At 51.8% G+C, this 25,657-nt stretch carries 22 protein-coding genes and 1 pseudogene; 13 read left to right on the top strand and 10 right to left on the bottom strand.

Translation table 11 applies throughout. The features are described 5' to 3' along the window. Positions 1 to 209: 209 nt before the first annotated feature. Both METTU_RS07950 and METTU_RS07945 read left to right on the top strand, forming a co-directional pair. On the top strand, positions 210 to 425 hold the full coding sequence (locus tag METTU_RS07950; protein ID WP_006890802.1) for a DUF1289 domain-containing protein: 216 nt from the start codon (positions 210 to 212) through the stop codon (positions 423 to 425). A 20-nt stretch (positions 426 to 445) separates the two neighbouring features. After that, positions 446 to 721 (top strand): SemiSWEET transporter, encoded by a 276-nt coding sequence (locus METTU_RS07945; RefSeq protein WP_027148297.1) that lies wholly within the window; start codon positions 446 to 448, stop codon positions 719 to 721. 6 nt (positions 722 to 727) lie between these two features. Here METTU_RS07945 and METTU_RS07940 read toward each other — a convergent pair whose 3' ends face one another. The 4 genes from METTU_RS07940 to METTU_RS23120 all read right to left on the bottom strand — a co-directional run bounded on the left by METTU_RS07940 (position 728) and on the right by METTU_RS23120 (position 3,146). Continuing rightward, complete coding sequence (locus METTU_RS07940) at positions 728 to 1,102, bottom strand: VOC family protein (protein WP_006890800.1); 375 nt, start codon at positions 1,100 to 1,102, stop codon at positions 728 to 730. A 26-nt stretch (positions 1,103 to 1,128) separates the two neighbouring features. Further along, the gene (locus METTU_RS07935) at positions 1,129 to 1,593 is read right to left on the bottom strand and encodes a peroxiredoxin (RefSeq protein WP_006890798.1); all 465 of its coding nucleotides are present in this window, start codon (positions 1,591 to 1,593) and stop codon (positions 1,129 to 1,131) included. Positions 1,594 to 1,935: 342 nt separating this feature from the next. Beyond that, entirely contained in the window at positions 1,936 to 2,844 is a 909-nt protein-coding gene (rdgC, locus tag METTU_RS07930; RefSeq protein ID WP_006890796.1) for a recombination-associated protein RdgC, read from the bottom strand. Between the two features lie 101 nt (positions 2,845 to 2,945). Further along, positions 2,946 to 3,146: a hypothetical protein gene (locus METTU_RS23120; RefSeq protein ID WP_150107756.1), complete on the bottom strand. Its 201-nt coding sequence runs from the start codon at positions 3,144 to 3,146 to the stop codon at positions 2,946 to 2,948. Between the two features lie 439 nt (positions 3,147 to 3,585). Between METTU_RS23120 and METTU_RS07925 the strand changes: the two genes are divergently transcribed. From METTU_RS07925 to METTU_RS22335, 4 genes are all read left to right on the top strand, one after another. Further along, the gene (locus METTU_RS07925) at positions 3,586 to 4,131 is read left to right on the top strand and encodes a hypothetical protein (RefSeq protein ID WP_006890795.1); all 546 of its coding nucleotides are present in this window, start codon (positions 3,586 to 3,588) and stop codon (positions 4,129 to 4,131) included. 21 nt (positions 4,132 to 4,152) lie between these two features. Next, positions 4,153 to 5,205 carry an urease accessory protein UreH domain-containing protein gene (locus METTU_RS07920; protein WP_006890794.1) on the top strand — a complete coding sequence of 351 codons (1,053 nt, stop codon included), beginning with the start codon at positions 4,153 to 4,155 and terminating at the stop codon, positions 5,203 to 5,205. A 423-nt stretch (positions 5,206 to 5,628) separates the two neighbouring features. Continuing rightward, positions 5,629 to 8,019 carry a TonB-dependent receptor gene (locus METTU_RS07915; RefSeq protein WP_006890792.1) on the top strand — a complete coding sequence of 797 codons (2,391 nt, stop codon included), beginning with the start codon at positions 5,629 to 5,631 and terminating at the stop codon, positions 8,017 to 8,019. A gap of 415 nt (positions 8,020 to 8,434) precedes the next feature. Then, positions 8,435 to 8,752 carry a transposase gene (locus METTU_RS22335; protein WP_006890790.1) on the top strand — a complete coding sequence of 106 codons (318 nt, stop codon included), beginning with the start codon at positions 8,435 to 8,437 and terminating at the stop codon, positions 8,750 to 8,752. Positions 8,753 to 8,891: 139 nt separating this feature from the next. Here METTU_RS22335 and METTU_RS07905 read toward each other — a convergent pair whose 3' ends face one another. The 4 genes from METTU_RS07905 to METTU_RS07890 all read right to left on the bottom strand — a co-directional run bounded on the left by METTU_RS07905 (position 8,892) and on the right by METTU_RS07890 (position 15,968). Beyond that, complete coding sequence (locus METTU_RS07905) at positions 8,892 to 11,474, bottom strand: ATP-binding protein (protein ID WP_006890789.1); 2,583 nt, start codon at positions 11,472 to 11,474, stop codon at positions 8,892 to 8,894. Beyond that, on the bottom strand, positions 11,465 to 12,037 hold the full coding sequence (locus METTU_RS07900; protein ID WP_006890788.1) for a YfiR family protein: 573 nt from the start codon (positions 12,035 to 12,037) through the stop codon (positions 11,465 to 11,467). Before METTU_RS07900 ends, METTU_RS07905 begins: the two co-directional genes overlap by 10 nt. Before the next feature lie 14 nt (positions 12,038 to 12,051). Next, positions 12,052 to 14,565 carry a TonB-dependent siderophore receptor gene (locus tag METTU_RS07895; RefSeq protein WP_006890787.1) on the bottom strand — a complete coding sequence of 838 codons (2,514 nt, stop codon included), beginning with the start codon at positions 14,563 to 14,565 and terminating at the stop codon, positions 12,052 to 12,054. A 611-nt stretch (positions 14,566 to 15,176) separates the two neighbouring features. Continuing rightward, positions 15,177 to 15,968 (bottom strand): sulfite exporter TauE/SafE family protein, encoded by a 792-nt coding sequence (locus METTU_RS07890; RefSeq protein WP_006890786.1) that lies wholly within the window; start codon positions 15,966 to 15,968, stop codon positions 15,177 to 15,179. 104 nt (positions 15,969 to 16,072) lie between these two features. Between METTU_RS07890 and METTU_RS07885 the strand changes: the two genes are divergently transcribed. From METTU_RS07885 to METTU_RS07865, 5 genes are all read left to right on the top strand, one after another. Then, on the top strand, positions 16,073 to 17,296 hold the full coding sequence (locus METTU_RS07885) for a multifunctional CCA addition/repair protein (protein WP_006890785.1): 1,224 nt from the start codon (positions 16,073 to 16,075) through the stop codon (positions 17,294 to 17,296). An 88-nt stretch (positions 17,297 to 17,384) separates the two neighbouring features. After that, positions 17,385 to 17,867, top strand: coding sequence for a YajQ family cyclic di-GMP-binding protein (locus METTU_RS07880; RefSeq protein WP_006890784.1), 483 nt, complete (start codon positions 17,385 to 17,387; stop codon positions 17,865 to 17,867). A gap of 379 nt (positions 17,868 to 18,246) precedes the next feature. After that, on the top strand, positions 18,247 to 19,407 hold the full coding sequence (locus tag METTU_RS07875; protein WP_040579705.1) for a helix-turn-helix transcriptional regulator: 1,161 nt from the start codon (positions 18,247 to 18,249) through the stop codon (positions 19,405 to 19,407). 585 nt (positions 19,408 to 19,992) lie between these two features. Beyond that, positions 19,993 to 21,468: an efflux RND transporter periplasmic adaptor subunit gene (locus METTU_RS07870; protein ID WP_006890782.1), complete on the top strand. Its 1,476-nt coding sequence runs from the start codon at positions 19,993 to 19,995 to the stop codon at positions 21,466 to 21,468. Beyond that, positions 21,465 to 22,919, top strand: coding sequence for an efflux RND transporter permease subunit (locus METTU_RS07865; RefSeq protein WP_006890781.1), 1,455 nt, complete (start codon positions 21,465 to 21,467; stop codon positions 22,917 to 22,919). Before METTU_RS07870 ends, METTU_RS07865 begins: the two co-directional genes overlap by 4 nt. On the opposite strand, the pseudogene METTU_RS24405 reads toward METTU_RS07865, so the two are convergent. After that, positions 22,920 to 23,534 (bottom strand): annotated as a pseudogene (locus tag METTU_RS24405) (IS630 family transposase); the annotation flags it as partial. A gap of 115 nt (positions 23,535 to 23,649) precedes the next feature. Next, on the bottom strand, positions 23,650 to 23,997 hold the full coding sequence (locus METTU_RS24400; protein ID WP_254257838.1) for a COG3415 family protein: 348 nt from the start codon (positions 23,995 to 23,997) through the stop codon (positions 23,650 to 23,652). 146 nt (positions 23,998 to 24,143) lie between these two features. Between METTU_RS24400 and METTU_RS22315 the strand changes: the two genes are divergently transcribed. After that, entirely contained in the window at positions 24,144 to 25,028 is an 885-nt protein-coding gene (locus METTU_RS22315) for a cytochrome c peroxidase (protein WP_006890780.1), read from the top strand. Between the two features lie 54 nt (positions 25,029 to 25,082). Continuing rightward, on the top strand, positions 25,083 to 25,657 hold a 575-nt coding region (locus METTU_RS07850; protein ID WP_006890779.1), incomplete at its 3' end, for an IS1182 family transposase.

Below are 25,657 nucleotides of genomic sequence, written 5' to 3'. Positions count from 1 at the left end.
GTTTGATTATTGACAAGGATAGATGTGATAAAATCGCTCTCGGGATAACACAAACGGGGGATATTATGTATTCCCGCTATCCTCCATCCTTTACCTGCATAAAGCCAGGGATGGAGTGTCGTAGAGCTTGCCGGAGCCTATCTTGACAACGTTCGTGGCTTTAAAAATGAGCAAGACAAAAAAACATTAATAAATACTGAGAAAATACTATGAAATTTAATCCATGTACTGATAACTGCACTTACGAAGGAACTCGTTGCGAAGGGTGCGGCCGAACGCACGAAGAAATAGCCGAAACTAAAAAGCTGGTCATGGCGGCAGTGGATTTTGCCCAAACGCAGGGTTATGAAAATATTGAGGATTTTGCAAACGCTATCGGACAGAGCATACTTAAAAAACTAAAGAAATCCGCTGCAAAAAAATAGTGGAGTTAGCCAAAACACCTATGACAATCGCCCCTGAAATTATCGGCTATTTAGCCGCGACACTCACTACCGCCTCCTTTGTACCTCAGGCAATATTGACGATAAAAACCAAAGATACCGAATCCCTTTCTTTGGGCATGTACAGCACCTTTACGCTGGGCGTATTGTGTTGGCTTATTTACGGGATTTATCTTGATGATAAGGCCATTATTTTTGCAAATGCAATAACACTGCTGCTGGCCGCGTCGATACTGTTTTTCAAGATATACAACGTAGTGTACAAGAAAAAAGCATAATCAAATTTATGCCCGCTGGAGAATCTCCAGCGCATTTCCGTCCGGATCACGGCAAAACAGCGCTTGTCGACCCGACTTGCTCAAGGTGTAGGCGATACCGTTTTTATCCAGTACCTCCCGAACCGGCGCCAGTTCCTGCACACTTAAGGCGATATGTCGGTCACGACCGCCGTGCTCGGGGCGGCCGGTTGCCGGGTCGGGATTTTCCAGTTCCAGCAAATGAATCTGCTGCGCGCCCAACTGCAACCATGCGCCCGGAAAGCCCAGATCGGGCCGGTCGGTTTGTTGCATGCCGAGCACATCGCAATAAAATGTCAGCGAAGCGACGGTATCAGCAACAATGAGACTGGCATGATGCAGGGTAAAATTAAAATTTGGCATTAGGCTATCTGGAAAATCTATTTGAATTACAAGTGTTTTACTTTGTCCAATACGTCCTGGGCATGTCCCTCGGGCGTGACGCCATACGCGGCATCGACCAATACGCCTTCTTTATTAATAAGGAAGGTGGAACGAAGAATCGCCATGCTTTTAACGCCATTTTTTTCCCGTTCCTGCCATACGCCATAACTTTCACAAAGTTCGCCATCGACGTCGGCCAGTAAATCCACTTTCAGGTCGAATTTCTTAATGAAATCGGTATGACTGGCGCAAGAATCCTTGCTCACACCGATAATCACGGTATCTGCCTTGGCAAATTCCCCGGCGAGCTGGGTGAATTGGTTGGCTTCTATGGTGCAGCCCGGCGTGTCATCCTTGGGATAAAAATACAACACGACATTCTTTTTCCCTAAGTAGTCGGACAAATTAACCGTTTCATTAAATTGATTTTTTGAGCTGAACAGGGGGGCTTTTTGGTGTTTTTCTAACATGGGAATCTCCTTGCGAGTTCACGGATTGTTAAAACCTGAAACCGCAGTGTAAGCGCAATCAAAGTTTCACTGCAAGCCCCATAAAACCCGGAGGTATGTGCGTTAATTAGTCTTGGACGTGAAAAAAAGCTTCTTTTATTCACCACGAACGACTGCAAGGACAGATTTTTGCTCCTGCAAAATCTGCATTCCCCACATCCCTGTGGGTTATGCAGGAGGTAGGGTAATGCAGGAGCAATTGCCGAGGCCCGAAGGACACGAAGTTGTATTTCTTCGTGTCCTTCGGGCCTTCGTGGCGATAATCTTTTAATTAGTTATCTGATTATCAATCAGAAATTACGATTACGCCTTATTCTCGCCGCCGAACAGCTCCAGCAAACGCGGCAGGAAATTGGCCAGTTCCAGCGACATAATCGAGAAATCCACATCAAACTGCTCTGCTTCAGAGTCGGTATTAATGTCGGACACCTGATCCTGAATCAGGTCAAGAAACTTAAGGCGTTTAACGGCCAGATTTTCATCGATAATGAAAGAAATACGATCAGCCCAATTTACCGCCAGTTTGATGACTTCTTTGCCGGTATCCAGATGGTTCTTGATTTCCGGCAGACTCAGGTCATGGCGCTTGCAACGGATAATGCCGCCTTCCTCTTCAGGTGAGCGCAATTCGCATTCGTCTTCGATAGTGATGTCGTCCGGCGCTTGATTATTGACCAGCCACTCGGTCATGACTTTGACCGGTTTTTCGATGGTATTAAGCGGAACGGCCGGTAACGAACCCAGGCATTTGCGCAAACTGCTCAGCAAATCTTCGGCTTTTTTGGCCGAAGCCGCATCGACAATCAGCCAGCCGCCTTTAGGGTCGATATAAGCGTAAGTCTTGTTTGAGAAGGTGAAGGCTCTGGGCAACAACTCAAAGATCAACTCGTCCTTGATCGCGGTGCGTTCTTTTTTGGATAATTTACGGCCTTGCTGTTCTTCGGTTTCAAGAATCTTGTCCTGCATCATTTCATTGACGACGGACGCGGGCAGGACACGTTCTTCTTTTTTTCCGCACAGCATCAAAAAGCCGTTCGCGCTATGCACCAGCTGTTCGGACGATTTTCCCAGCGGTGAAGTCCAGCCGAAAGTAAATTCTTCATGACTGCCGCAGGGGCGAAAAGCCATTTGTTCAAGTTTTAGTTCCAGGTCTGCTGGAGCCAAAGTGAAATCTTCAGTAAGACGAAAAATGCTCAGATTTTTAAACCACATGTGCAACGGAACCTTTGTAAATAAAATGACTGTGCATTATCGCAAATTTGGCGGAGTAAAAATAAAGTAAATTTCGGACAAACGGCGAGTATTTGTTGGTGTCATGGTAAATGCGCTTCGGCAAAAGCCAGAATGGCCTTCGATTGGTAGCCATTGGCCAACTGACGCAAGTACGTAGCGAAAGCTTGATAGCTGGGGTCGATTCCGGCAATGTGCTCAGCATACTGCAAGATGTCGCGCATGTTGCCGGTTAGCGCCAGTCGGTGCAATTCCTGCATCTCTGCGGCAGGCGGTAGTGCCATTCGGGTCAGGCCTTACAATTTACACTAGAGGTGTCAAAACGTAAGGCCTGACCCCATGCTTTGTTCTCACCGCACCCTACGGCCCTTTCAGGACAGTCTCTTGTCGGCTTATACACACGTATTTATGAGAGACCGTTGTTCCTGCTGGGATGCCGGAACCCAGGCTCAGGGAGGTGAGACTTCGTGTTAAAGATGGGCGCCGGAGCGTCACTGCCATTAAGTTAAGCTTTAAAAGGCAATTGTCGCAGGGTGGATAAGCGTAGCGCCTCCACCATTGATACTCAGCCTTAAGTCTTCATGTCTTTTATGGTAATAGCTTAAATTAATTTATGCATGTTGCTTAGAAGTCTGGTTGGTGAAAAAGCTTCATTTATATTACTATGTTCTAATATGCCAGTTCGAATAAGAACATATCTAAATTTCTATAGGAGATTCTTCCATGTTATTCCCTAGCCAGCCACTTTCCATCTTCGCCAGCGTTATAATCGGATTAACGCTAACCCAACCGGTTCTTGCGCAAACAGCGAGTCCCGAGCGTTTGAAAGAAGTTACCCAGCGCGGTATGCACGTCATGCCTTTCGATCTTAAACAAACCCAACACATTTTTAATAAAACAGAGGCTGGCGGCTTACAACAGGTTATCGTCAGAAACCCGCCCAATACGCAACAAGTCGAATTGATCCGTCAACATCTCAGCAAGATTGCACAGGAGTTTACCCGTGGAGACTTCTCTAATCCGGCGAAAATCCACGGTCAGGATATGCCCGGCCTGGCGGAATTGCGCAAGGCCGAACCTGGACAGCTGCGCGTTGAATATAAAGAGCTTGAGACTGGCGCCGAGATTACTTACTCTTCGAAGGAACCCGGCGTGCTCAATGCCATTCATCGCTGGTTCGATGCCCAACTGGCAGATCACGGCCCGGATGCCGTACCAGGACATGCTCACGGCGCCATGCATGATATGCATGACATGCACAAGCAATAATCTAACCGCCTCAGGAAATTCATGCCCCTTCAGACCCGAACATTTAGCGTAACAGGAATGCACTGTCGCGGCTGTGAAGCCGCGATCGAATCGGCGGTCAATGAACTCGAGGGCATACGCTCCGTGCGAGCAGATTTTGCCAAGGAAAAGGTCAAGGTTACCTGGGAAGATTCAAAGACGAGTCTTGCTAAGATTTTCCAGGCCATCGAGGACAAAGGCTACGCCTGCGCACCGATGTCTTCGCCTGAACCCAGGCGGGAAAAACTGAAGACAGTTTTCATAGTGTCTTTGGGTTTGGCCGGGATAGCCGCACTTCTTGTGGTCGGCGCACTGCTCACCCAAGGTCGGCCCCATATACCTCGTTTCGAGCAGGGTGTCAGTTACGGGTTGCTGTTCGTCACCGGCCTATTGACTGGATTTCATTGCATCGGCATGTGCGGCGGCTTCGTGATTGGTTATACAGCACGGGAATCCGAGCAAACAAGCCCTTCCTATGTAATGGCCCATCTGAAGTACGGTATCGGCAAAACGCTATCCTATACCGCCATGGGAGCGGCATTTGGATTGCTGGGATCGATCGTGACCTTTACGCCGTATCTGCGAGGCATTGCCCAACTCGTAGCGGGTGTATTCCTGATTCTGTTCGGGTTGAACAATCTCACTCACTTCCGGTTTTTCAGGATGTTCAGCCTACGTATGCCGTCTTTCCTGTCACGGTTCGTTTTTGTTAAGTCCGGAAAAACCAGCAATCCATTTGTGATTGGTTTGTTGACCGGTTTAATGATCGGTTGCGGTCCCTTGCAAGCTATCTATGTGCTGGCGGCGGGGACTGGCAGCATAGTGGAAGGCGCCAAGATGTTATTTGTCTTTGGTACCGGAACCTTGCCGGTCTTGTTGAGTTTCGGGGCGATGACCAGCTTGATCTCCCACAAGGTCAGCCAACGGCTGATCGCCTTATCCGGTGTCATCGTCATCGCCCTGGGTTTGATGATGTTCAACCGAGGGTTGAAGTTGACCGGTTCAGGGTATGATTTTCAATCGCTGATCCATGGGTTTTCCAGTATTCACTTATAAAAAATTATCCCTCCGTTCTATCTCCTGGTTGATCGTATCGTTTATTGTCCTGATCTTTGCTGTGTATTAGCTGAAATTCAGGCCGGTTCCAGAATAACCATCTCTCGTCGCGCTTAGGAACATGCACAAAATAACTTGAGCAAGTTGCCAATAGCCGGAGTGCAAGCAAAGCTTGCACTCCGGCTGAAAACTTACGGCGCGAGTTGTTCAAATTATTTCATGCTTATTCCTTAATAAAGAATAAAGCTCGGCATTTAACGCAATAAAGTGCGCTAAATAACATAGTTTTTTTATTCAGAGCTATAAGTTAATTATTATTCTCTAATATTATAACATCTTACAATTCGGTATGATTTTTGCGTTAACTTTCCTTGGCCCCTGGAATTTTCCAGCTCTTTTTTCCAACTTTATAAAAAATAAAAAATGAAAGCCTTCAATTCGTTCACTCATCCCTGCTTTCCTCTTAAGCCCATTGCCAATGCAGTTAGCGCGCAAGCCCGTTATGGCGGAATTATCGGCGTGTTGCCGTTGTGCCTGGCGACTTCGGTAATGGCGGCCGAAAATCCTCAGGATCAACCCACGGAACAAAACGCCGTCGTATTAGAAAAACTGATCGTCACCGGCAAGTTCCCTAGCATGAAAAATTTGGGCACTTCCGAAATGGAGGCCGATATTCTCGACAGTAAACGCGCGGCGATCAGCGATACCGCCAAATTACTGGAAGATACGCCGGGCGTCAGCTTATACGGTGCGGGCGGTGTGTCCAGCCTTCCTGTGATTCACGGCCTGAACGACGACCGTGTCAAAATCGACATCAACGGTATGACCCTGACCTCGGCCTGTGCCAACCACATGAACCCGCCACTGTCTTATATCGACCGCAGCAATATCGGTAAGATCACCATTTTGTCCGGGGTAACACCGGTGAGTTTGGGGGGCGACAGTATCGGCGGAACAATCTCGATACAAACGCCTGATCCAGTGTTTGCCGAGCCAGGCAAGGATATTTTACTGGATGGCAGCGCGTCATCGTTTTACCGTAGCAACGGCGATGCGTTTGGCGGCAGTATCGCCGCCGGTGTGGCCAACCGGAACGTGCGGCTGGAGTATGCCGGCTCGCATACCGAAAGCAGGAATTACAGAGACGGCAACGGCCAAGCCGTACAATCCAGCGCTTACGAGAATCAAAACCACTCGGCAGCCTTGTCGTTCAAAACTGACGACCATCTCGTGGTGATCCGAGGCGGTCAACAGCACATGCCTTTCCAAGGCTTCCCGAACCAACGGATGGACTTGACCAACAACGACAGCATCTTTGGCAATATCCTGCACAAAGGCACATTCGACTGGGGTAACTTGGAGAGCAAGTTTTATATTGAAAGTACCCAGCACAGCATGGATATGGGTCAGGACAAGCATAAGCAGTTCCTGGACGGCTCAGTTACCGGAGGAGGCTTTGCGCCGCCTAACGATCAAATGCCGATGGAGACCCGTGGCCGTAACCTGGGTTACAAAATCCAGGCGGAAATACCTTTTTCTGAGCGAGATACCTTCCGTATCGGTAACGAGTATCACAACAACCGTCTCAATGATTTTTGGCCGGCGGTGCATAGCAATCTTACAGGGCCAACCCCGCCCGGCGCTTATTGGATGATGGCGCCGGAAACCTACATCAACATCAATAATGGCGAGCGGGAACGGATCGGTTTCTTCGGGGAATGGGAAGCCAACTGGACAGCGCAGTGGAAAAGCCAGCTGGGCTTGCGTTACGATCACACCAGCACCGATACCGGCAATGTCCAGCCTTACAATCCCAACCTCTTAGGCACTAGCATAGCGGCGCCTGATGCAGCCGGCGCTCGAACCGATTTGAATGCAGCCAATGCATTCAATGCACGCGATCACAAGCGTAATAACGATACCTTCGATGTCACGGCATTGGTGCAGTATACCCCCAACGATCTGAGCCAGTATGAATTGGGCTATGCGCGCAAAAACCGTGCGCCCAATCTGTACGAACGCTACACTTGGGGAGCGCGCAATATGGACATGGCGATGATTGGCTGGCATGGCGATGGCAACGGCTATATCGGCAACATGGATTTGACCGAAGAAACCGCGCATACCGTCAGTTTTACCGCGGCGTTTCACGAACCGAAAAGCAGTCTTTGGGAATTCAGCGCCACGCCCTATTTCACCTATGTGAATAATTTCATTGATGCGGATCGTTGCCGGAGTACATCGACAGCTGCTGCCAGTGGTTGTAAAGCAACCCCTCAAACCGCAACCAACAGCTTTGTCTATTTGCAATACGCCAATCACGATGCACGGCTGTGGGGCGCCGATGTCTCAGGCCGAGCCCAGCTGTATAAGGACAAAAAGCTGGGAGAATTCGCCACGCATACCACGATGAGTTACGTGCGGGGAGAACGTATGGATGGCGGCAATCTCTACCACATGATGCCGTTCAACATGAAACTCAGCCTGGATCATCGCTTGAGCAACTGGCAAAGTGCGCTGGAAATGCAGTTCGTCGATAGCAAAAGCGATGTTCAGGCAATCCGCAACGAAACCCAAACGCCGTCCTACGTTCTGCTGAATGCCAGAACCGGCTACGAATGGGGCAAAGTGCGTTTGGATGTCGGCTTGGATAACGTACTGGACAAACAGTATTACCAGCCGCTGGCCGGGGCTTATCTAGGCGACCGTTACGGCATGAACCCAACGGCGGCGGCAAATGTCACCGTGCCTTGGGGGAGAAACATAGCCGGCATGGGGCGCTCAGCCTTTGTCGGTATTACTATCAAATATTGATAGTTGTTTAATCGCGGATGCAGCACACTTGCTGTGTTGCATCCCTTCTTCACCCGCAAATAACGTCATCTGTTTTCGCTAGCTCCCAAGCTCCTGAAGCTGTGAAAATATTCGTTTTTAGAACAATTAAAGAATTCACCACGAAGGCACGAACGACTGTACGGATACAGGAGGTAGGCAGAAAACCGCTCCTGCGTTTTCTGCATTCGCCACATCCCTGTGGTTTAGCAATGCAGGGCAGAAAAATGCTCCTGCATTTTCTGCATTCATTACATCCATGTAACTTAGCAATTGCCGAGAACACGAAGTTTTCAATGCATTGAATTAAAACGACTGTTTTTCTCCGTGGCCTTCGTGTTTTCGAGGAAAAGGGGGGCAGGTTACATTATTGTGTGTTATCACATACATAACCATTATGCCGCGTCTTCCTCGCCTTAACTTGCCGAATATCCCGCAACATATTGTGCAACGGGGCAATAACCGTCAGCCCATTTTCTTTCATGAAGGCGATTATTGCACCTACCTTGAATACCTGCGTGAAGCTTTGGTGAAGAATAACTGCAAGCTTTATGCGTTTGTACAGATGACTAATTATGTTCACTTGTTGGCGCCAGGTGAAATGCAGGGTGGGGTTTCCGGTTTAATGCAATCGGTTGGTCGACGTTATGTGCACTATATCAACAGGATGTATCGGCATTCTGGAACTTTCTGGTTCGGGCAAGTTTCAGGATGAAGTCGAAGCCGCTTTGGGGCGGCGCACTAAAATTAAACCACAGGGACGGCCAAGAAAGTCACAAGAGGGTGGAAAAAAGTAACTTGCCTCCTTTTTTTCACCTGTTTTGCTCTAATTAGGCTAAAAATATCCCTTGCTGTCATGTTAAATGCGCTTCAGCAAAAGCCAAAATAGCCTTCGATTGGTAGCCGTTGGCCAACTGACGCAAGTGCGTAGCGAAAGCTTGATAGCTGGGGTCGATTCCGGCAATGCGCTCAGCATACTGCAAGATGTCGCGCATGTTGCCGGTCAGCGCCAGCCGGTATAACTCCTGCATCTCTGCGGCAGGCGGCAGAATCAGCATTTCGGCGAGCTCCCCTGGGTTCGGAGTAAGCTCTGTTCGCGGCACGGTGATCCATTCAAGTTGCATCAGCGCCGCCATCTGCGCGAGCAGTTCGTCCTGATCGACAGGTTTAGGCAGAAAGGCATTGGCTCCGGCTTGCAGGCATTTCGTCTCATCGGCGTTTGAGGCGCTGGCGGACAGCGCGATAATAGGCACCTGCGCCAGAGCCGGTAACTGGCGCAGAAGATGCGTCACTTCCTCGCCATCCATCTTCGGCATGACGATATCCATCAGGATGAGGTCAGGTATCGCGGCTTGGGCCAGCTCCAGTGCCTCAATGCCGTCACATGCCTCGATAATTCCGAAACCCAATGGGCTAAGCAGGTCAACCAGGACGGCGCGGTTCGAAGCGACATCATCGACAATCAGCACTTTGCGGTGCGGCCCCTTGTATCCGGTGATAACCTGCATCGGGTTCAGCAATACCGGTGTGGAACTACTCGCCGCCTGGAGTTCAACTTCAAATCTGAAGGTGCTGCCCTTGCCGACGCGGCTTTCAACCACGATATCGCTGCCCAGATAGCGCATCAGTTGACGGCTGATGGCAAGACCCAAACCGGTGCCGCCAAGCCGCCGCTGCAAGTCGCCGACCTGTTCGAAGGGCCGGAAGATAAGTTCCAGTTCGTTTTGCTCGATACCGATGCCGGTGTCCTCAACAGCAAAGGAGAACCGGGACGGCCCGACCCGGCCGACACGCAACACAACCTGCCCGCTGTCGGTAAATTTGACCGCATTGGTCAATAGGTTGAGCAACACCTGCCGCAACCGCCGCTCGTCGCAACGGATGCCCGCGGGTAAATCGGCTGCCAGCTCGCAGGAAAACTCCAGCCCCTTTTGCCGCGCCCTGAGGCCGACTATATCGGTGACGCCGCGCAGGAACTTAGCCAGAGAGATGTTGCTCAAGACGAAATCAAGCCTGCCGGTTTCGATACGGGACAAATCGAGAATATCGTCAATCAGCGCCCGCAGGTATTCGCTGCTTTGGCGAATGATATTGAGAGCGGCAGCCTTGCGCTCGCCAACGAGCTCATCCCGCTGCAATATCTGCGCATAGCCGAGAATGCCGTTCAACGGCGTGCGCAGTTCGTGGCTCATATGAGCCAGAAACAGGCCTTTGGCCTTGTTGGCCGCTTCGGCCGCGTCCCTGGCAAGAAGCAAGTCCGCCGTGCGTTGCTGTACCGTTTCCTCCAGTTGATCCTTGTGCCGCCTAAGTTCATTCTCCGCTTGCTTGCGTTCGGTAAGATCATAAGTCAGGCCGACAAAACCGGTGATTTGCCCACTCTCCGTTCGTAGTGCGGTCACGGACAACAGCACCGGCACGCGCGCGCCATTCTTGCGAATGAATGTCCACTCTTTTTCCTCGGTCAGGTTGCGCCGGGGGCGGGCCGAAAACACTGCGAATCCCGGCAATATCGTTTCGCCCAGTTCTTCGGACAAGTGCAGGGCGTACTGTGCAACTTCTTCCGTATCGTGCCAGAGCGCCGGCGTTTGTTTGCCTATCACTTCATCGGCCGTGTAACCCAGCAATGACTCGGCGGCACGATTGAAGCTGGTCACCGTGCCGTCGGGCGCCGTTGAGATAATGCCATGGGCCACATTATCCAAAAGCGTCCGTTGGAACAGCATGAGTCGACGCAAATCGTCTTCACGTTCCTGTATCGCGTCCATCATGGCGTTGAAGCTTTGGCTCAGCCGGGCGACCTCGTCGGTACCGGAAGTCAACACGCGTTGGCTGTAATCCGCGTGGGAATGCACCTGTTCGACAGTCTCGGCCAGCGTGGAGATGGGACCGACGATGCTTTTTTGGAGAGCGGCCAGCAGGCCCAGGGCAACGGTCGCCAGCAGCACGATCACGCCTATAGCAAACACCCGCAGGGTGTTACGGGTTTGACGGTTAAGTTCGTCCAGATTCATGGCAAGATACAAATACGCGTTATCTTGCAGACGCTGCACCAAAACCGCGGTGTTTCGATCCAGGTAAATACCGTTAGCTGTAGGTAGAGGCTGGGGTAATGTTGTGTTGGAGCGAATGCTGTAGCGGGCCAGCATTCGTCCGTCACGCAAATTGATTTGCGCTTCAAGAATTTGCGGATTGGCCCGTAAGGTATCGAGAATTTCCTGGGAGCGTCCCGAGTCCTCAAAAGCAACCGCCGCTTCCGCACTAACGGAAACCAGTTGAGCGTATGGCTCCATGACCTGCCGGGCGCGGCTTTCCAGCGAAAGATGCTCAAACAGCATAAACGCCGCGCTCGCCGCCGCAAAGGCCAGCAGCGCCGCGATAAACAATGCGAGGATGAGCTTTTTGCGAAAGCTCTGTTGCCGAAAGTTGATTAACGCCATCTTCTCACCTCCCCGTTTTCGACCACTTCTCGAGAGACTTCCAGCATCTTGGTCTGTATCGTCAACGATGCGGAACGCGACTGATCGAGGTTAATGCTCATTTCCACGCGATCCCCGACATGAAACTGGATGATTCCACCCTCCTGCAAAAACTCGGGGGCATCGCTGACCGTCAGGATCGGCCGGTTTTTCAATGCCGCGAGCGCTGCGCGGCGTTTCGCGGCATCTTGATAGGCGACAAAGACAATCTGGCAATTCGGCAATTCATTCAGGGTATCCGCACGAACAATTTCAAATGAGCGCTCCTGCTCAGCGCGCCCCGTCAGCGTGTTATCCAACACATCGCCAAACGGATCGTTGCCCAGGATGCAGATACGCCAGGATGAACGGTCGTCAGCGAATACACCGGGGGGCCAAGTCACGTAGCGGGCGAAATTGCGCAGGAAAGCGGCTTCGACCTTGTTCGGGTTCTCTGCCGCCAACTCCTGGCCTACGCTCAGACTTGGCCAATAAAGCATGAGCAACAGAACGGCTGCCCAGCGAATAAAATAAATGCCTTTCATGAATTCGCGCGGATTCAGAATCTGAGCGAGAAACTGAGCAGAAATTCGCGGGGACGGCTGCGCGTGCTTTGCGAGGGCCGGTAGTGTTCATCGGCGAGGTTCTTGCCCATCAGGTTGACGTTCATGCCGTGGCCGCCCATTTTCCACGAGTAGCCTATCATCGCGTTAAGCAGCGCATAAGTCTGATGGGCGAATTTGGGGCTGTCGGGCAGCAGCGTCTGGTCGTAGACGAAGTTGACGCCGCCGCCGAGGTAAAGCCCCTTAAGTTTCTCCGTGCCGAAGTCGTAGCGTGTCCATAGGTTGGCGAGATGCGGCGCGCTCATTTGCAGCGGGGCGTTATGAAAACGTTTTACGTTCTTGTAATTGGCCTGTCCGGTGGCGTCCAGCGTCAACGGGTCTTGGGCGAGAACGGCGGCGTCGTTGCCGCTGAATTCCGTGATACGTGCGTCCATGTAACTGTAAGAAAGGTAGGCCTGCCAATTATCGGTCACCTTGGCGGTGGCGTCCCACTCGATGCCTTGGGAGCGTTGCTCGCCGCTTTGGACGTTGGAGACCACTACCGAACCGGCGGCGTTGGTCGTAGCGAGATCGTTGACGATATTTTTGTTAACAATATCGAAGTAAGTCAGCGTGCTGGAAACGCGACCGCCGAACAAATCGGCCTTGATGCCGATATCGTAGCCTTGGCCTTCGGTTGGGGCCGCGGGCGTGCTGGTTCCATCGGGATTATTCAGCATTTGCGAACCGGGAACGAACGACTCGGCATAGGTGGCAAATGCCGAGAGTCCGGGCGTGAGCTTGTAGAGCACGCCGTATTGAGGCGTGACCGCGGACGCCGTGATTTCGGGTTGGGACTGGCTGGTCAGGCGGTTGGTCAGCCGGCTTTGCGTCGAGGTTAGGCGCCCACCGGCAAGCACCAGCAAGCGGTTGTCGAAGAAGCCTAACGTCGTGCCGCTGTAAACGGACTTGTCCACATACTCGCTGGTCTGATCGGTAGCATTTGCGGTCAGCGCGGAAACAGGTACCGTTACATCGCGGTTCCAAGTGTTAGGGTCGCCGAGGTTCCACAGCGGCAGCGGCGACGCGGTGGGATTGCTGCCGAGTGCTGGGTCATTGGCAGCCTGCGCGGCCCTGTTGTCGAAACGGCGGATGACATACTGGCCGCCGAACAGCAGGTGCAGGCTGGTCCAACCGAAGTTGTAGTTGCCGACGGACTGAATTTCGACGGTATCGTCGCGGTTGGTGTAGGTCTGTTTCCTGACGCGGCGGCCCTGCATCAGGGTTTGATTGTTGGCCATGCCGAGGTTGCCGGAAAATAGCGCGTCGACTTCGTATTCAAGGTGCGAATAGCCGGTACGCAGGTTCCAGTGGTCGTCGGCCTTGAAATCGATCCAGGTGCTCAGGTTATGCGTTTGGCTGTCGCGAAAATCCGCGTTGGACATGCTGTTCCAATGGTCGGGCAGATTGGGAACATCGACACCCGAGAGGTTGGGGTCGGACGGAGTCGGCACCACGCCGGCTTGAGTGCCGTAGCCGGGTTTTTGCATCAGCTGCGGTTGTTCCTCCTTGCGGAAGTTTTCGTACTTAAGCGAAACGCTCAGGCGCTCGCTGGGTTGCCAGAGCAAAGACGGCGAGACGTCCCAAGAATGCGCGTCGTAAGGATTCCAATAATCGATGTCATGGTCGTAGGAGGAGGCAAGCCGGTAAAACAGGGTGTTCGAGGCAGGTCCCGTCACGTCGGTATCGAAACGATATTGGCCGTATGCGCCGTAACGGGCATCGGCGGTGGCGGCGAACTTGGATTGGGGGTTCTTGGTGATGATATTGACGACACCGCCGGGAGCGACCTGGCCGTAAAGAAACGAGGCGGGGCCCTTGACCACCTCGACGCGGGAGATGTTGGTGAAATCGAAGATCGAGGGGCCGTGGACCCCGTCGCGCAAAATTTGGACGTTGCCGGGGGTGGCACTGACGGCGAAGCCGCGGATGGCGAGGTTTGCGTTACCCTCGGTGAAATCGTTGCTGCGGTAGGTGACGCCCGGCGAGTAGCGGGCGACATCGAAGATATTCACCGGCTTTTGGTCTTTGATGAAGGAATCGGTGAAGGCCTGAATGGCAAACGGAAGATTTTGGATTGGCGTGTCGAATCGGGAGCCGGACACCGAGTTCGAGGCGCGGTAGCCGGTGTCCATACGCGTGGAAACCTCGAAAGGGGAGACTCTGACCTTGACCAGTTCATCAAGATCCATATCTGCCACGTCTTTCAGAACCGTCGAGGATTTGGCTGTGTCGGTACGAGCGAATCCGATCGCGGCGGCCGGCGTGTCGGCTTTTGTTTTGGATTGCTTGGAGATGGTGGGCTTGATGCCGGCGAGCTGATCCGGGCTCTGAGCGCCAAACCCCTTCGATTCGCTGTTTGCAGCATAAATAGGCTCGTCCGCCCTTGCAAAAGGCAGGAGCAACAAACTAAATGCAAAAACGATTAAAACAGACGCACCCACCCTAAATTCAGATAAGTAGCCTTTCATTGGAATCTCACGAAGATTTAGTGTTGGCACCGATAGAAAATTGAGCAGGGGGGAAATGCCGCATAGCTTACTATAGAGCATTGGATATAGTTATTAGTTTTGCCTCCTTCGCCCCTTTTTTCTTTTTCACCGGGAGGGTCGAGTTCTGATGGTATTTGTGCATCCCTTGGTATCCCGAATCGGCTAACAGCAAGGTACCGGGATGCAACACCGTCCTTAAAGACCGAAAAATTATGCGGTTGCCCTTTAGCTACCCCTACGGAGAGAATGGCTAGCGGCGATACGCAGATTACGAGCTGGGTTCTTGATCGTGTGGCGTTTTTTTTCCTGCGTAGTAGGCTTTTTGGGCCTTTGACAGGGCGTTCGATGGGGTGCTCAGAAACATCAATGGCCAAGGTAGTAGCGAGATCAAGTAAGCCTCAAGCGTTTACTGGGTTGTCGCCGCGCATTGCCGAATACGTGGTGGTGCATGAGCTTGCACATTTGCATCATCCCTGCGTTCCGGCCGCGCGTAGAACGTGCAATGTCGGACTTCGGAAGAAGAAAAACCTGGCTTGCCGAGCACGGCACGAACGTAGAAGGGCTTTAAAACACTGACACAGTGAACATCTTCAAAACCATATCAACTTGGCCGCCATCACAAACAGTAGTAACGAAAAATAGCGTTTCAATTTCTCCGCAGGAAGCTTATGCGCCAGCTTTGCGCCAATCGGGGCGGTATAGGTGCTGGTCAGCACTATGCCCAGAAAAGAAGGCACGTAAATATAGCCTAAACTCCACTCCGGTAACTGCGATGCATCCTTGCCCAGCAGGGCATAGCCCACCGTTCCCACCAAAGCTAGCGGCAAGCCGCAGGCGCTGGCTATGGCTACGGCATTGCGCATCGGCGTTTGGAAATGGACTAAAAAAGGCACAGTGAGTGTGCCTCCGCCTATTCCGAGTAGTGACGACAGCAGCCCCATGATGCCGGCCACACCAAAATCCAACTCTTTGGAGGGTTGCTGCTGCCCAGGTTTCGGCTTGAATTGCAACGCCATTTGCACACCTACGGATAATAGATAGATGATAAAAATAAAGCGTAATACGTCACCGGCTATATGGTCCGCGACCACGGCTCCGACAGCCGCGCCGATCATAATCCCCGGCCCCATGGCCAGTACTTTATCCCACAACACGGAATTCAAACGATGATGTGCCAGCACCGAAGAGATCGAGGTGAAAATAATGGTCGCCAGTGAGGTTGCCACCGACATGATCATGACCAGTTCTGTGGGAAATCCTTGCCCGGCAAACAATACCGCTAAAACCGGCACAATAATCAGGCCGCCGCCTATCCCGAAAAGCCCTGCCATTAATCCTGAAACGGTGCCTAATAAAAGACTGGCTAAAAAAATTGCGATCACTTTATTCCCCTGATGATGTGTTGCTCAGCTGTACGGCCATTATGCCTTTTTTTGAATGCGGCTGTGCTATTCTAGGCGCATTATTAAACGGCTTGAGTAACTGAGTGGAAATATACCTTGTTGGCGGTGCGGTGCGCGATAAATTGCTTGAACTTCCGGTCAAGGAACGGGACTGGGTAGTGATCGGCGAGACGCCTGAGTCCATGGTGCGACAGGGGTTCAGGCCGGTAGGCAAGGATTTTCCGGTATTCTTGCATCCGAAAACGCATGAAGAATATGCATTAGCCAGAACCGAAAGAAAAACCGCGCCCGGTTATAAAGGCTTTACCGTACACGCATCGCCCGATGTCAGTCTGGAACAGGATTTGATCCGCCGCGACCTGACCATCAATGCGATGGCAATGACGCCAGAAGGGCAGCTTGTTGATCCTTACGGCGGGCAACGTGATCTTGAAAAACGTATTTTCCGGCATATTTCACCGGCCTTTGCCGAAGACCCGGTGCGGATCTTGCGTATCGCCCGCTTTGCCGCCCGATACGGTCATCTCGGCTTCACGCTGGCTGAGGAAACCCGGATTTTGATGCGGTCCATGGTGACGGCGGGGGAGGTCGATCATCTGGTTCCCGAACGGGTCTGGGCGGAATTGTTTAAAGCGTTGGGTGAGAAATCGCCCAGCGCTTTTTTCTATACCTTAAAAGATTGTGCGGCACTGGATAAAATTTTCCCGGAAATAAATGGTTTATTCGGCGTGCCGCAGCCGGAAAAATATCACCCGGAAATCGATACCGGCATTCATGTCATGCTCTGTTTGGAGCAGGCGGCGCGGTTGTCATCCAGCCTCGAAGTCCGGTTTGCGGCATTAGTCCACGATTTGGGCAAGGGCATGTCGCCTAAAGAACACTGGCCGCATCATTACGGGCATGAAGCCCAGGGACTGCCCATTTTGGAATGCATGTGCAGCCGTTTGCGGGTGCCTAACTCGTTTAAAGCGCTGGCCTTGCAAGTCATGCAATACCATACTCACTGCCACCGGGCTTTTGAATTACGCGCCTCAACAATAACCGATATGCTGGCCGCTTTGGGAGCCTTTAAGCCGGTTAATAAATTGCCCGAATTTTTGCTGGCCTGCGAGGCGGACGCTAGAGGCAGAACCGGGCTTGAAAACATTGCCTACCCTCAAGCCGCGCTGTTGAGCGGCGCAGCCAGGGCGGCGGCATCCGTTGACACCTCGGCTATCCTGAATGGCGAACTTAAAGGGGCGCATATCGGCGAGGCGATTCGCCGCTTGCGAATCAAGGCCGTCGCCGAGTTTATCAAAGCGGAATAAAAGCCCCGGCACCGGGAAGGGTGTTGAATAATGCCGCAAAGATCATTATAGTTAAATTCCTTTTTTACCTTATGTTGTAATCATAACCATGCCTTCTTTCGACATCATTTCCGAATTCGACAAACACGAGCTTACTAACGCGGTTGACCAAGCCAATAAGGAAGTCAGCACGCGCTTTGATTTTAAGGGCACCGACTCAAGCTTTGAATTGAATGACGATAAAGTGATCATGACGTCTCAATCGACGTTCCAGTTACAGCAAATGTTCAGTGTTATTTGCGCAAAACTTACGCGACGCGGCATTGATATAGCTTGCATGGAGACGGGCGATGCAAAGCCAAGCGGCAAGGGAATGCGTCAGGAAATTACCATGAAGCAGGGGCTAGATAAGGAAGTAGCCAAAAAAATCGTTAAATTGATTAAGGACAAAAAACTGAAAGTCCAGGCCGCCATACAGGGCGATCAGGTCAGGGTGACCGGCAAAAACAGGGATGATCTACAGGATGTGATTAAGATGCTGAGAGAAGAAAAGCTGGAAATGCCGTTGCAGTTTGAGAATTTCAGGGATTAGAAGCAAAGCTCAATGAATCTAAATGTCGCTAAAAATAACGACCTCTTAGGATTCCCACGTTCCGCGCTCGTCGTTATACACAAGTATTTTTAAAGCGCGTCATCCCGGCAGGGATTCATGTCAGGCTATCCTGCCTGACACCCTTTGGGTTAATGCAAATCCGTTCCAGACGGATTTGTGCGGGGATCCAGGCTACATGGACATGCATAGTTCGCCTCCATGGCGCTGGATACCCGCTTCTTTACCCGCGTTCCCACGAGCTGCGCTGCGAGGCACGACCAGCCTCTTGGGTATACGGGACGCAGCGCGTCCAGCACTGCATTCCCACGCGGCGCGTGGGAACGAGGGTAATATCCGCTATAGGGCGTGCTCATCAGTTATGAACGAAAGCCAATATGATAATTTAATCGGAAAAATCTACGATGCTGCGGTCATGCCGGAGTTATGGCCGGTTTTTTTGGAGCAGCTGTCAGAGGTTTTCGGAAGCAGGGGCACCGTCATTTATCTGATGGATTTTGCCAGCCGCAGTCCCACTTGCCGTAGCGATGAAGTTTCTTTTATTCAATCCGCCCGTACCGACCCTGAAACCATTGTGTCTTACGAACGTTATTATTCCAAGGTCAATGTCTGGCTTGAAAACTCCAAGGATTTACCTGAAGGCGAATTGATAACAACTGATCGCTTGTTTCCCGTGCGGGAACTTGTCAGGACTGAATGGTATAACGATTGGCTTAAACCTCAGGGTTATTTTCATGCGATGATCGGTCATCTTCTCAAGCAGGATACGCTGGCGGTGCGGCTGTCGATTTTCAGATCCAAGCAACAACCGTTTTCCGCCGACGAAACGGCAGGGTTCGCGCGCTTGGTGCCGCATTTGCGCCGTTCTTGCATGATCCACAAAAATTTTTCCGAAGTTAAACGGGTGCTGGCTACGGACACCAGCCTCTTGAACCGCTTGCCGGTCGGATTAGTCTTGTTCGATAAGGGCGGCCAAGCCGTATTTGTCAATCAGACGGCCGAAAATTTAGCCCGCTGTTCAGACGGCTTTTGCCTCAATGCCGCAGGTCGCTGCCTGGCCGGTAACGCTAACGAAACCCGCGCTTTGCGCCAGTTAATCGGCAATGCCGCAGAGCGGGGGCAAGGCAACGCGATGAGCTTGCATCGGAACCACTCAAACCGTCCGTTATCGGCCATCGTCGTCTCTCTACAAAACCAGCCGGTACCTTTTATCGGATCGGGGCCATCCGTTGCCCTATTTATTTATGACCCGGATAGACCGCTTGATTTAGACGACAGCCTGTTGACGCAATGCTACGGACTGTCTCCGGCCGAAGCCAGACTCGCGACCGCGTTACTGCGCGGACAAATGCCAAGCGATTATGCCCAAACGCGAGCCATCAGCAATAACACGGTAAAAACGCAGCTAAAGCAGGTGCTGGCAAAAACGGGAACGCATCGACAATCCGAACTCATACAATTGCTGACAACGGGTTTCGGCATGCTGGCAGCTCCGACCAAGGCTGCCGTAATAAAAGATTGATCTTCGGTTGCTTATATTCGTTGGGCGAAATGGCATTCCAAAATTCACCTTAATAACTGATGTTACGCACGGATGGTATTTCTCCCGTTTGCCGCGCCGAGCATCGGAGCTTTTATCGAGAACAGCCCGTTAGGGGCGCGGCAGGGATGCCGCGCGTCAGCAGAGGGGCAGGAGCCCCTTCTGCTGACCCTCGATAAAAGCGAGGAGCGCAGGAAGTAAGCGGCAACCGGGTCGCCTTTTCTTTGGTTACTTTCTTTTCGACTGCATGGATGCAGGAGGTAGAGCAACGCAGGAGCAGTTGCCGAGGCGAAGCAAAAGAAAGTAACTCGCCTTCGGGTGCGACAACCCGATTCAATCAAGTGTCGCGCTAGCGACTCCTTAATGTTAAAGCGGTCGAAATTCAACTAACTGCGTAACATCAGTTAATAATTTTCCTTTTTCACCCGAACGGGTGACGCGCTGTTAAATCGATTGGTTTAAATTGTTGACTCATAGGGCATTACAGCCGGTTCAATCTGTTTTGAACGCGATTGGTTTGTCTAATAAAAAGTTTTTCCTGAGTAGCCAAATTAAACTGGAGTACAGATGAATTTCCGCAATTTCTGCCGCTATTTAGTCGGCAGCTGCCGATTAGCGATTCACTCCCAACTTAGAATTTTAGCAAAAATAACTTCCGCTTATGGTTACCGCGTTTTGCTTGGGAATGATGAGTCCAGGACTCACCTTGCCCCAACGTGCTACGTCACAGCCATTAAGTTAAGAGATACGCTGGTTCCCAAGCTTCAGCTTGGGAACCCGGATGACGAAGCTCCAGCTTCGCGAGACGGGAAGCTGGAGCTTCCCGCACTGAATTCCCAAGCTGGAGCTTGGGAACTAGCAACAATAACATTCACTTATGGTTCCCAAGCTCTGCGTGGGAACGATGAGTTAGTCATTGCCGATCCTATCCTTGCCGCTATCAACCCATTGATAGGCTTGCTGCTTTTGATGCTGGCGGGATGCAGCCATCAAGACCAAGACCGGCAAACACTCCGTCCGGTCAACGTTATCCGGATAACGAGCCAACAGACACAGAACGACAGGCCGTTTCCCGGCGAGGTTCGGGCGCGATTTGAGACGACTTTATCGTTCCGCGTGGCTGGAAAACTGATAAACCGCTCGGTCGATATGGGGGATCGGGTGCGCAAAGGACAGATGCTGGCAAGGCTTGATCCCAGCGATTACCGGTTGGCCTCGCAAAGTATCAAAGCCCAGCTTATAGCCGCTAAAGCCGACCGCAAATATAGCCAGGACGACTTAAGCCGGTACCGGGAATTGTTCAATCAAAACATTATCAGCCGGCCTGAATTGGATCATCACCAAACGCTCGACATTACCGCACAGCAAAAGGTTGCAGCGCTCGAAGCCCAGCTCGGAGAGGCAGGCAACCAATTGGCTTATACCGATTTACGGGCCGATCGCGACGGCGTGGTGACGGCGCTGGAAGTCGAGGCGGGGCAAGTCGTTACCCCCGGCCAGCCGGTTATCAGGATAGCCCAACTCAATGAAAAGGAAATCCCTATCGACATCCCCGAGCATCGCGTTACCGGAATCGATCTACAGCAGGAAGTCGCCGTGACGCTGTGGGCCGACGGCGACAAGCGAATCAAGGCGCGTATCCGAGAGATCGCAGCGGCAGCCGATTCGGCCAGCCGCACCTATCGTGTCAAGGTGACTCTGTTGGAAGGCCAAGACGATGCACGGCTCGGCATGACGGCGACGGTTTGGATACCTTCAAACACGCCTTCAAACCCCACCGTTCCGCTCTCGGCCGTTTTTACTCCCCAGAATCAGCCTGAACAGCCTAGCGTCTGGCTGGTTGACGAGCGCAGCTCAACCGTCAACGCCGTGCCGGTACGGATCGGCGACACACTGAGCGGCGAACGGGTTGCCATCACCGGACTTGCAGCTGGGCAACTGATCGTCAGCGCCGGTGCAAGCCGTCTGGTCGAGGGTCAACCCGTACGCTTGCCGCACCCCGTTAAACCCGCCATTGACGCAAACGAGGAAGCCCGTCCATGAGAGAATTCAACCTGAGCGCCTGGGTGCTGGAGCACCGCGCTTTCACCGGTTTCATCATGGCGCTGTTGCTGTTCGGCGGGATTTTTGCCTATTTCCGTCTCGGCCAACGGGAAGACCCCGAGTTTACCTTTCGGGTCATGGTGGTCAAAACCCTCTATCCGGGCGCGACCGCGCAGGAGGTCGAACAACAGCTGACCGACCGCCTGGAAAAGAAAATCCAGGAATTGCCGAACCTGAATATTTTGCGCAGCTACTCCAAACCGGGCGAGTCGGTCATTTTCGTGACCCCGCGTGAAGATACGCCGCCCAAGGAAATCCCCGATCTGTGGTATCAGGTGCGCAAAAAGGTTGACGACATTCGCCTGACTTTGCCGCCCGGCAGCATCGGGCCGTTTTTCAACGACGAATTCGGAGATACCTACAGCCTGATCTATGCCTTCTCGGGAGACGGTTTTAGTTACGCCGCGCTGAAACAAGCCGCCGACTCAGCCCGCCAACAACTGCTGAGGGTCAAGGATGTCGAAAAAGTCGACCTGATCGGCACCCAGGATGAAAAAATTTACATCGAATTTTCCGACAAAAAATTGGCTGAATTGGGATTGGATGCCAACGCGGTCGCCGAGGCCTTGCAAGCGCAAAACAGCATGACATCGGCGGGAACGGTGTACACCGCCCAGCGTAATTTGCCGATCCGACTCACCGGCCAATTCGATTCGGTGGACAGCATCGCCAAATTGCCGGTGCATATTCAAGGCCGCACCTTACGCGTCGCCGATTTCGCCCACGTTAAGCGCGGATACCTTGACCCGCCGGAACTCAAAATGCGCATCAACGGCAAGGAAGCCGTCGGCCTGGGCATCACCATGAACAAACGCGGCGATGTGCTGGAACTGGGCAAGGCGCTGGAAGCCGCCAAGATTCAAATCGAGGGCGAACTCCCGGTCGGGATGGACGTCGATCAGATCGCCGACCAACCGCGCGTAGTCAACAAAGCCATCGGGGAATTCCTGTCCACCTTCTTTGAAGCCTTGGCCGCGGTGCTGCTGGTCAGCTTTTTGAGCCTCGGTTTCCGCACCGGCTCCGTGGTCGCGCTGACGGTGCCGCTGGTGCTGTCAGGCACACTGCTGTGCATGTTGCTGTTCGGCATGGAAATCCACCGCATTTCATTAGGCGCTTTGATTCTGGCGCTCGGCTTATTGGTCGACGACGCGATGATCTCCATCGAGATGATGGCGCGCAAGCTGGAAGAGGGTTGGGACAGGATCGATGCGGCGACTTATGCTTATCGCGCCACCGCTTTTCCGATGCTGACCGGCACCTTGGTCACGATTGTCGGCTTCCTGCCGGTGGGTTTGGCTAAATCGCAAGCCGGCGAGTACACCGTTTCGATATTTCAGGTGATGGGCATCTCGCTGTTGCTGTCGTGGATCGGCGCAGTCGTTTTTAAGTAGTTACGCAAAAGTTATTTGGAATTTTTTACCGATGTCACTCAGAATTTCCAACACCCACTTTTTCAAGTGTCCGTAACTTTGATAGGCATCAAGCGGCAACCATTCGTACTTAACTTTACGCCAGAGTATTTCGATCAGGTTCAGCTCCGGGCTGTAAGGCGGAAGAAAATGTAAGCACACACCACGTTGTTGCCAGCCCGCCAGCTTTTCTTTGAATACGCCGCTACGATGAATGGAAGCATTATCCAACACCACACAGCACGGCACTTTAGTTTCTTCGTACTTGCCTGCATACGTTTCGACAAACGCATCAAAGGCATTGACAACCGTATCCGTTGTCACCGATTGTTCGGAGCTGTGGAAAAACAGATCATTGCTGCGACTCAAAAAACCTAACACATTCATGCGCTTGCTACGATAGCAGGGTATTTGTCGGGTCTCGCCAATCCGTTGCCATCCATAGGGTACACAGGGTGTCGTGCTAAATCCGGATTCGTCAAAGTAGTAAAGCTTCAATTCCCCATCATCCTCTTGCTGTTTCAAGGCCTTCAGATATGCCTTATCACGTTGGAAATCTGCTTCATTACGCTTTCCCTTCACTGATTGCCGACAACGTTTCCAGGCATAGGCACTTTTTTAAAATTCGTTTAAAGGTGTCAAGGCTGGCTTCCTTGCCCGTCTCCTCCAGCAATCGTGCTGCGGCGGCCTTGGGCTGGTGGGGGTTTTTTTGTCAATTATACCCCAAAAAAAACGGCTTGGTTCCCTCAACCCGTGAAGCGCACAGGCCCTCCCGCTTCGTGGAAAAATCTAAAAGCCCTATTAATCCCTCTGTTTCCCATTTGTCTAACCATGAACTGACAGTCTCATGCTGGGACTCAAACAATTCGCTCAGCCGTGCAATTACATACCTTCTATTATTCAATAAGATAGCATGTGCCCGTTGTCTAACCCGGAATAATGAGTGGTTACGATAGGCTTCGGTTAACGTTACTTCCTCTTCCGGGGTCAGTTTGGCGATGAATTTCAGGTGGACTCCTAATTTTTGTCTGTTATTGCAATCGTTTCCAGTTTGACACAATAAATTTACTTCCTAATAACTTTCGCATTACTACTTATCCCACTCCGGACAAAAGGTTCGGAGCGCGCTTGAAATAACTATGAAAAAAAAATCAACTGATATTAGCTGCACTCGGCTCAGTCGCGTTGTTCCTGCCGCTATCCAACATGCTTGGTTTAAATAGCAAGAATGAGCCGATAGCTCCTGTGGCTGGCACTTCGGCTAACTTTGCCCAAGTTTCGCAAATTTTTCAAAATAAATGTGTTGATTGCCATTCGCCAGGTATGCTGCGTAGACCAATTTATGCCGAACTGCCTATCGCCAAACAACTCATGGCGCATGATATTGAAAATGCCTCTGCACGCTTGGTTATTTCTAAGTCCATGTATAGTGGCGAAACCCTTTTTACTCCCTTGATGTTGGCCAGAATTGAAGGCGCACTCCGCAATAACTCCATGCCACCGGCTTTATACCTGTCGATGCATTGGACCGATAGCCTAAATGATAACGAAAAGACCACCATCTTGGCTTGGATTACCGAAGAACGCGCTAAATTGGCTTGGAGTGCGGACACCGTGCCGACCCTAAAAGGTGAGCCAATCCATCCGCTACCCTTGCAAGTCACGCTAGACCCGAAAAAAGTAGAGCTAGGCCGGAAACTGTTTTTTGATCGCCGGTTATCGGGCGACAACAGCATGAATTGTGCGTCCTGCCATAGTCTCGTCAAGGGCGGCACCGATCATGCTAAAGTCGCCACCGGTATTCGTGGACAACAGGGGCCGATCAACTCGCCTACTGTTTATAATGCGATGTACAACATCGCCCAGTTTTGGGATGGCCGCGCAAAGAATTTGATTGAACAAGCAGCTGGACCTGTCGCCAATCCTGGCGAAATGGGTGCCGAGTGGGAGCATGTGATCGAAACGCTAAATCAAGTCGAAACTTATCGAGCCGCGTTTGCTGAGTTATATCCAACAGAAGGCTTAACCAAAGCGACAGTAACCCAGTCTATTGCTACTTTTGAAGAATCTCTAGGAGACTGTCGGATTTAGCAGTGCAAAAAGTGTTAAAATAACCCTATCGAAACACCAAATCAAAAAACAAAAATGGCTACCCAATTCATCCTGATTGATCGCGATACCCCCTACATTCTGCCCCCGTGTGTTCAGGATTATTTGCCTGAAGATCATATGGCCCGTTTTGTTGTCGAGATTGTCGATCAACTGGATTTACGGACGCTATCAGCCGTCTATGCGGGCAAAGGAAAGCGCCCCTATCATCCGGCGATGCTGTTGGCGTTGCTGTTCTACGGTTACGCGACCGGCGTATTTTCCAGTCGCAAACTGGAGAAAGCCACTCATGACTCGATGGCCTTTAAATACATCTGCGCCAACGAAAACCCAGATCACGACACCATCAACAGCTTTCGCAAGCGCTTTGGCAAAGAGATCGAAAGCCTATTTGTCGAGATATTGGTACTTGCACAAACCTTGGGGCTGCTTAAGCTGGGTACGGTGAGCCTGGACGGCACCAAGATTAAAGCCAATGCCAGCAAGCATAAAGCCTTGAGCTGGGATTACGCCAATCAACTGGAAGCCCAGTTCAAACAGGAAGTTGAAACCTTGATGAAACTGGCTGAAGCCGCCGACAATTCCCCGCTTCCAGAAGACATGGATGTACC

The organism is Methylobacter tundripaludum SV96 (assembly GCF_000190755.2).
GTDB classification, from domain to species: Bacteria; Pseudomonadota; Gammaproteobacteria; order Methylococcales; family Methylomonadaceae; genus Methylobacter_A; species Methylobacter_A tundripaludum.
This window is presented reverse-complemented; position numbering and strand designations above follow the sequence as displayed.

Coding starts and splice junctions, on each gene's coding strand:
- METTU_RS07950 (WP_006890802.1), top strand. CDS start 210: ATGAAATTTAATCCATGTACTGATAACTGCACTTACGAAGGAACTCGT.
- METTU_RS07945 (WP_027148297.1), top strand. CDS start 446: ATGACAATCGCCCCTGAAATTATCGGCTATTTAGCCGCGACACTCACT.
- METTU_RS07940 (WP_006890800.1), bottom strand. CDS start 1,102: ATGCCAAATTTTAATTTTACCCTGCATCATGCCAGTCTCATTGTTGCT.
- METTU_RS07935 (WP_006890798.1), bottom strand. CDS start 1,593: ATGTTAGAAAAACACCAAAAAGCCCCCCTGTTCAGCTCAAAAAATCAA.
- rdgC (WP_006890796.1), bottom strand. CDS start 2,844: ATGTGGTTTAAAAATCTGAGCATTTTTCGTCTTACTGAAGATTTCACT.
- METTU_RS23120 (WP_150107756.1), bottom strand. CDS start 3,146: ATGGCACTACCGCCTGCCGCAGAGATGCAGGAATTGCACCGACTGGCG.
- METTU_RS07925 (WP_006890795.1), top strand. CDS start 3,586: ATGTTATTCCCTAGCCAGCCACTTTCCATCTTCGCCAGCGTTATAATC.
- METTU_RS07920 (WP_006890794.1), top strand. CDS start 4,153: ATGCCCCTTCAGACCCGAACATTTAGCGTAACAGGAATGCACTGTCGC.
- METTU_RS07915 (WP_006890792.1), top strand. CDS start 5,629: ATGAAAGCCTTCAATTCGTTCACTCATCCCTGCTTTCCTCTTAAGCCC.
- METTU_RS22335 (WP_006890790.1), top strand. CDS start 8,435: ATGCCGCGTCTTCCTCGCCTTAACTTGCCGAATATCCCGCAACATATT.
- METTU_RS07905 (WP_006890789.1), bottom strand. CDS start 11,474: ATGGCGTTAATCAACTTTCGGCAACAGAGCTTTCGCAAAAAGCTCATC.
- METTU_RS07900 (WP_006890788.1), bottom strand. CDS start 12,037: ATGAAAGGCATTTATTTTATTCGCTGGGCAGCCGTTCTGTTGCTCATG.
- METTU_RS07895 (WP_006890787.1), bottom strand. CDS start 14,565: ATGAAAGGCTACTTATCTGAATTTAGGGTGGGTGCGTCTGTTTTAATC.
- METTU_RS07880 (WP_006890784.1), top strand. CDS start 17,385: ATGCCTTCTTTCGACATCATTTCCGAATTCGACAAACACGAGCTTACT.
- METTU_RS07875 (WP_040579705.1), top strand. CDS start 18,247: ATGAACGAAAGCCAATATGATAATTTAATCGGAAAAATCTACGATGCT.
- METTU_RS07870 (WP_006890782.1), top strand. CDS start 19,993: ATGAATTTCCGCAATTTCTGCCGCTATTTAGTCGGCAGCTGCCGATTA.
- METTU_RS07865 (WP_006890781.1), top strand. CDS start 21,465: ATGAGAGAATTCAACCTGAGCGCCTGGGTGCTGGAGCACCGCGCTTTC.
- METTU_RS22315 (WP_006890780.1), top strand. CDS start 24,144: ATGCTTGGTTTAAATAGCAAGAATGAGCCGATAGCTCCTGTGGCTGGC.